The organism is candidate division KSB1 bacterium, from assembly GCA_022562085.1.
Classification (GTDB): Bacteria; Zhuqueibacterota; Zhuqueibacteria; order Oceanimicrobiales; family Oceanimicrobiaceae; genus Oceanimicrobium.
The window spans coordinates 1-6,443 of the sequence record JADFPY010000264.1 but is presented as its reverse complement, the minus strand read 5'-3'; the positions used below and the strand labels follow the sequence as shown (position 1 = coordinate 6,443).

Below are 6,443 nucleotides of genomic sequence, written 5' to 3'. Positions count from 1 at the left end.
CATGGAATTTTCCGGTATCGCTCATGGGAAATAAACTCGCTCCGGGACTTCTCGCTGGCAATACATTTGTCGTAAAGCCCGCAGGAACCACACCGCTTACGGCAACGAAGGTGATTGGGTTGATGTTTAAAGCGGGCCTTCCCATAGGCGTGTTGAATATTGTCACGGGGCCCGGAAGCACGGTCGGGCAGGAAATTATTGAGAATTCCAAAGTTCGAAAAATCGGCTTTACCGGATCTACCGATACCGGCCGAAAAGTAATGGCAGCTGCGGCCAAGGAAATCAAACGGGTTACGCTTGAGTTGGGCGGCAGCGATCCGATGATTGTCTGTGAAGACGGTGACATCGACAAAGCAGTTAGCGCTGCCTCAGTTGGGCGTTTTTTTAACTGTGGGCAGGCCTGCCTGGCGGTAAAGCGGCTCTATCTTTTTGAACAAATCGCAGATGAGTTTATTGAAAAATTAACTGTAAAGGCGAAAAAACTTAGACTAAAGGACGGCATGGCAGAGGGCGCCATGATTGGCCCGATGCATTCGAAATCTCAACGCGAAGAAGTTGAAATGCAGGTTCAGGACGCGGTTGATAAAGGCGCACGTGTTTTAGTAGGTGGCAGCCGACCCGAAGGTGCAGAGTACGAGAAAGGATATTTTTACATGCCCACTCTTCTAACCGATATTGATGAATCTTCCAAAATTGTCCAGGAAGAAGTCTTTGGACCTGCCTTGCCCATTATGCGGGTTGGGGATTTAGACGAAGCGCTCGCAAAAGCCAACAACCACATTTACGGCCTGGGCTCATCTATTTGGACCCGAGATATAAACCGCGCGCACTTCGCTGCTGAACGCATTGAATCCGGCTACACCTGGATTAATTCAGCGCAAATTATTTTTGATCAGCTGCCTTTTGGCGGCTTTAAGCAGAGCGGGCTCGGCAAAGAGCACGGCTCAGAAGCGTTGGATTATTATATGGAAACGAAATCGGTTGTCATTGCAACGAGTTGATTCAACACCGATGCCTTCACTTTGAGCGATAGCACCGGTAATTGGTTATCGATTTTTGAAAACATCTATGTCTGATTCCTTTAAAACCATCAAATTCAAAATAGACGCAGACGGAATAGCCACGGTCACCCTGAATCGTCCCGAAAAACTCAATGCCATGAATGCCGAAATGCGTTCAGAGTTCAAAGCTCTAAGCGACGAACTGATTTCAAATGATCAAATTAGAGTGATTGTATTTACCGGTGCGGGGCGGGCATTTTCTGCAGGCGGCGATATTGATTTTTTAGATAATGATTGGAAGACCCCTGAGTTTCGACGTGAAACGCAAGGGTTTACCAATTTCTTTGATACTTTAGAAACCCTCGAAAAACCCGTGATTGCGGCTATCAATGGGCCATGCACTGGTGCCGGACTGCAAATAACTTTATCGTGTGACATTCGCTTCGCATCCGAAGAAGCGAAGTTTGGTTTTAAAGAGAACTTAATTGGTCTCATTCCGGGCGTGGGCGGATGCTCCAGGCTCGTCAAACTCATCGGTTACGGAAAAGCCAAAGAACTTATTTTTACCGGTGAAATGATTTCAGCAAGTGAAGCAGAAAAAATCGGACTGATAAACAAAGTTATCTCTCATGATAAATTGTTAGATGAAGCTCAAAAATTAGCCGAACATTTGCTCACTCGTGCCCCAGTGGCTTTAGGTTTGGTCAAACGCATTTTATGGAATTGTGTGAATGTTGACATGGCAACGGGTCGGACCCTCGAAAGTTTGGCGCAGAGTATCTTAATCAAAACCGAAGATCATAAAGAAGGTATAAGTGCCTTTCGTGAGAAGCGGAAGCCGCAATTTCAGGGCAAATGATCTCCCTGCTTTTTAATCCATGATCGAACGAAATAAAAATATTTTTCTGTGTGCGCCGGTTCGAACGTCCATCGGCAAATTTGGTGGGCAGTTCAGTTCTTTGACAGCTCCCGAGTTGGGGACGATCGCGGCCAAAGAATGCATCAAAAGAGCCGGAATTGCACCCGGTCAAATCGATGAAGTGATTTTCGGTCATGCACGTCAGGCGGGAGCAGGTCCAAATCCAGCGCGCCAGATTGCCTACAAAAGTGGCTGTCCGGAAACGGTACCGGCATATACCGTCAATAAAGCTTGCGCTTCGGGAATGAAAGCAATCGTCAACGCTTATCAGGCAATTGCCCTGGGTGATGCAGAGATTGTATTGGCTGGCGGAACTGAGAGCATGAGCAACACGCCTTACTTTTTACCCCGTGCTCGTTGGGGATACAGACTCGGCCATGCTGAACTGGTTGACGGTATGTATCGGGACGGCTTTCTTTGTCCACTCTGTGAAGAAATGATGGGAGGCACAGCCGAAAATCTGGCGGAAAAATATGAAATTACCCGTCAGGAAGCGGATGAGTACGCATTGATGTCGCAGCAAAGAGCTGAAACTGCGCAAAAAAATGGCGGATTCAAAGATGAGATTGTGGCTGCTGAAATCCCAGGCAGAAAAGGACAAGTTAATTTAATAGAAACTGATGAGCATCCCAGGCCCGAGACCACGATAGAAGATCTTGCCAAACTCACGCCCGTTTTCAAAGAAAATGGAACGGTTCACCCAGGAAATGCCTCAGGAATTACCGATGGTGCGGCAGCGGTTTTGGTGGTTTCGGAATCTAAAAGCAATGAACTAAACATCAAGCCCATGGCCAGGATCGTTGATTATACGGTTGCCGGTGTGGAACCTGCCCTGATGGGGATTGGGCCGGTTCCCGCCATTAAAAAATTGCTAGACCGCAACCGGTTGACCCTTAACGATATTGATTTAATTGAGTTGAACGAGGCTTTTGCAGTGCAAGTGTTGGCCTGTCATCGAGAATTGGATTTTGACCTTGACAAGGTCAATGTTAATGGAGGGGCCATAGCTTTAGGACACCCAATTGGTTGTACGGGAACACGAATTACTGTGACTTTGGTTCATGAAATGCGTAAGCGAGAAGCCTCTCTGGGATTAGCTACTTTATGTGTGAGCGGCGGTATGGGAATGACCTTGTTGCTGGAGCAAGTTAGTTACAACTAATGGAATAGAAAAATATCTAAAGGATGAATCATGATCGATTTTAGCCTTTCCGATGAACAAAAGCAACTGAGAGACCTGACACGGGAATTCACCCAAAAAGAAATTAAACCCGTTGCTGCTGAATACGACAAGAAAGCGGAGTTTCCAACCGAAGTGATTAAGAAAGCGTGGGAGCTGGGCTTGATGAATATCCAGGTCCCTGAGGAATACGGCGGTGCCGGTCTTGGCGTTCTTGACGATTGCTTGATTGCCGAAGAGTTTGGGGTTGGTTGTACCGGAATCGGCACTTCGATGATGTCAAATATGCTCGCCGAGGGACCGTTGCTGGTAGCTGCTAACGAAGAGCAAAAGAAAAAATATCTGGGGCAGATGGTTGAGGAATTTTCGTTTTCCGCTTATGCGGTAACGGAACCGGGCGCCGGTTCTGATGTTGCCGGGATCAAGACGAATGCCAGGAAAGTTGGCAACGACTATGTCATCAACGGCCAGAAAATGTGGATCACCAACGCCGCTCAGGCCAAGTGGTTTTTTGTATTAACTTACACGGATCCGGAAGCCGGCTATAAAGGAATGACGGCTTTTATAGTGCCCGCAGATACGCCCGGAGTCACGGTCGGGAAACATGAGGAAAAATTGGGACAGAGAGCCTCAGACACGCGCGGGATTACTTTTGAGGATGTCAAAGTTCCAGAGGCCAATCGGTTAGGCAGTGAAGGTGAGGGCTGGAAAATTGCCATGTTTGCCTTTGATCATTCGCGGCCTATCGTGGCGGCTGCCGCAGTGGGTTTAGCGCAAGGCGCCATGGAGGAGTCTATTAAATATGCGTCGGAACGCACGACCTTTGGTGTCCCGATTTCAAAACATCAAGCGGTGAGTTTTATGATTGCGGATATGGCTATGAATGTCGAAGCTGCGCGCATGCTGGTTTGGAAATCCGCATGGAAAACGGATCAGGGTAAACCAAATACTCTTGAGGCAGCCTTTGCGAAAGCCTTTGCGGCGGACATGGCCATGAAAACAGCAACGGATGCGGTGCAAGTGTTTGGCGGCTACGGCTACTCAGCAGAATACCCGGTTGAGAAAATGATGCGGGACGCCAAAATTTTCCAGATTTATGAAGGCACCAGTCAGATTCAAAGAGTGATCATTGCCCGCGAACTTTTTCGTAAGAAGTAAAAGGTAAAATCAAATGCTTCGTAAAATAATCAAACTAAACATCAACGGCTCAACTCAGGAGACCGCAATCCGGGAATACGATGTGCTTCTCGATGTCGTCCGGGAAAATCTAAATTTAACCGGCACTAAACGTGGCTGCGACATGGGCACCTGCGGCTGCTGTAATGTCCTGATAGATGGCCGGGCAAGGCTGTCTTGTTTGACCATGGCGCTGGAGTGCATTGGTAAAAAGATTGTTACCATCGAAGGGTTGAAGTCGCCGATTGTGCATCCTTTGCAGCGGGCGTTTGCCGAATCCGGCGGATCGCAGTGCGGATTTTGTACGCAAGGATTCATTATGACCGCGAAAGCTTTGCTTGATGAAAATCCGGATCCGAAGCGTGAGGAAATCGAAGAAGCGATCTCAGGCAATATGTGTCGATGCACAGGTTATATTAAAATCGTAGATGCCATTGAAAATGTTGCAAAATTACAAGGCAATGGAGAAAAGAAGTAATTAGAGAACTTCTTTTTAAAGGAAACCCAACATGAAAAACGCGAAGCAAAGTTTAAACATCATCGGAAAACGAGTGCCTCTTGTAGACGCGCTCAAAAAAACTACCGGCGAAGGCTTTTACACCGACGATATCAAACTCCCGGGAATGCTGATTTGCAAGATTCTACGCAGTCCGTATTCGCACGCCAGAGTCAAAAGTATTGATGTCTCAAAGGCCGAGGCTTTGGACGGCGTTTATGCGGTGCTTACAGGAGACGAACCAGGTGCGCAAAATCGCTTTGGTGTTTTACCGATTTCAAAAGACGAAATTAGTCTGCCTAAACCAGGCGCTCCCGGCAGGGAAGGCAAGGCGCTTTATATCGGCGACTGTGTAGCTGCGGTAGCTGCCATTGACGAAGAGACCGCGATTGCAGCCTTGCAGCTCCTTGAAATTGTGTGGGAAAAACTCGATCCCGTTGTGCGTTTGGATGACGGCCTGAAAAAAACGGATGAGCCCATTCAGGATAAGACAGAAGATGGCACAAACATCCATAAATCTGTTGAACAACATTTTGGCGATGTACCAGGTACGATAAAGAGCTCAAAATACGCCATCACAAAAGATTTTGATTTTGTCGGTGTGACTCATGCCTTTACCGAGCCGATCGCCAGCATCGCACATTTCGATGCAGACCAGCGTCTGATCATTTGGTCGGCACAACAAGTGCCTCACTATCTGCACCGGGCGTTGGCCGAAGTGATGGAAATGCCGATGCACAAGATCCGGGTTATTCGACCGATGGTCGGCGGCGGCTTTGGTGGTAAAAGCGATCCGTTTCCCCATGAAATGATCGTCTCGTTGCTTTCCAGAAAATGCGGTCGTCCGGTGAAAATTCTCTTTGATCGCGAAGAAGTCTTTTATAACAATCACGGCAGACATCCCACCAAAACCCACATTACCATTGCTGCAGACGAAAAGGGCAAGCTTACCGCTCTGGATCTAGATGCCACGATTGATGGCGGCGCCTGGGGAAGTTTTGGTGTCGTGACGACTTATTATAACGGCGTCCTTTCAATGGGTCCTTACAAAATTCCGAATTTCAAATATGCCGGACGCAGAGTTTATACAAATAAAGCGCCCTGCGGGGCGATGCGCGGACATGGTGCCGCGAATTCCCGCTACGCCTTTGAAGTGGTGATGGATCTGCTTGCCGAGGAAGCGAACACCGATCCCTGTGATTTTCGCCTGCAGAATTTATTGCCAGCCAATACTGAAACGGTTAACGGTTTTAGAATCACCAGCAACGGAACTCGCGAATGTATCGACCGGGCCCGCCAGCGCTCAGGATGGGATAAAAAGCACGGCAAGCTGCCATATGGAGAGGGAGTCGGTGTCGCCTGTGGTTTTTACATCAGCGGCAGCGCACACCGCATTTATTTTAATGAACTTCCGCAGTCGACTGTTCACCTGAAAATTGATATGGACGGCGGAATCACGGTTCACTGTATGGCCGCGGAAATAGGGCAGGGGAGTGACACCATGCTGGCTCAATGTGTCGCCGAGCCGTTAGGTGTAAACCTTGATCGCATCCGCATCTTTTCAGCAGATTCCGACACCGACCCGATTGATTTAGGTTCCTATTCGAGCCGGGTTACCTTCATGGCTGGAAATGCAGCAATTCAAGCTGCCGATAAAATCAGGGAAAAGCG

The 6,443-nt window shown here is 48.2% G+C and carries 6 protein-coding genes; all 6 read left to right on the top strand.

All coding sequences use genetic code 11. The features are described 5' to 3' along the window. A partial coding sequence (locus IH879_17475) for an aldehyde dehydrogenase family protein (GenBank protein MCH7676714.1) occupies nt 1–1,001 on the top strand: 1,001 nt, incomplete at its 5' end. 67 nt (nt 1,002–1,068) lie between these two features. Next, nucleotides 1,069–1,860: an enoyl-CoA hydratase/isomerase family protein gene (locus tag IH879_17470; GenBank protein MCH7676713.1), complete on the top strand. Its 792-nt coding sequence runs from the start codon at nt 1,069–1,071 to the stop codon at nt 1,858–1,860. A 19-nt stretch (nt 1,861–1,879) separates the two neighbouring features. Beyond that, complete coding sequence (locus tag IH879_17465) at nt 1,880–3,082, top strand: acetyl-CoA C-acetyltransferase (protein ID MCH7676712.1); 1,203 nt, start codon at nt 1,880–1,882, stop codon at nt 3,080–3,082. 33 nt (nt 3,083–3,115) lie between these two features. Then, nucleotides 3,116–4,258, top strand: coding sequence for an acyl-CoA dehydrogenase family protein (locus IH879_17460; protein MCH7676711.1), 1,143 nt, complete (start codon nt 3,116–3,118; stop codon nt 4,256–4,258). 13 nt (nt 4,259–4,271) lie between these two features. Beyond that, nucleotides 4,272–4,754, top strand: a complete 483-nt coding sequence (locus IH879_17455; protein MCH7676710.1) for a (2Fe-2S)-binding protein — start codon at nt 4,272–4,274, stop codon at nt 4,752–4,754. Nucleotides 4,755–4,785: 31 nt separating this feature from the next. Beyond that, on the top strand, nt 4,786–6,443 hold a 1,658-nt coding region (locus IH879_17450; protein MCH7676709.1), incomplete at its 3' end, for a molybdopterin-dependent oxidoreductase.

Coding starts and splice junctions, on each gene's coding strand:
- IH879_17470 (MCH7676713.1), top strand. CDS start 1,069: ATGTCTGATTCCTTTAAAACCATCAAATTCAAAATAGACGCAGACGGA.
- IH879_17465 (MCH7676712.1), top strand. CDS start 1,880: ATGATCGAACGAAATAAAAATATTTTTCTGTGTGCGCCGGTTCGAACG.
- IH879_17455 (MCH7676710.1), top strand. CDS start 4,272: ATGCTTCGTAAAATAATCAAACTAAACATCAACGGCTCAACTCAGGAG.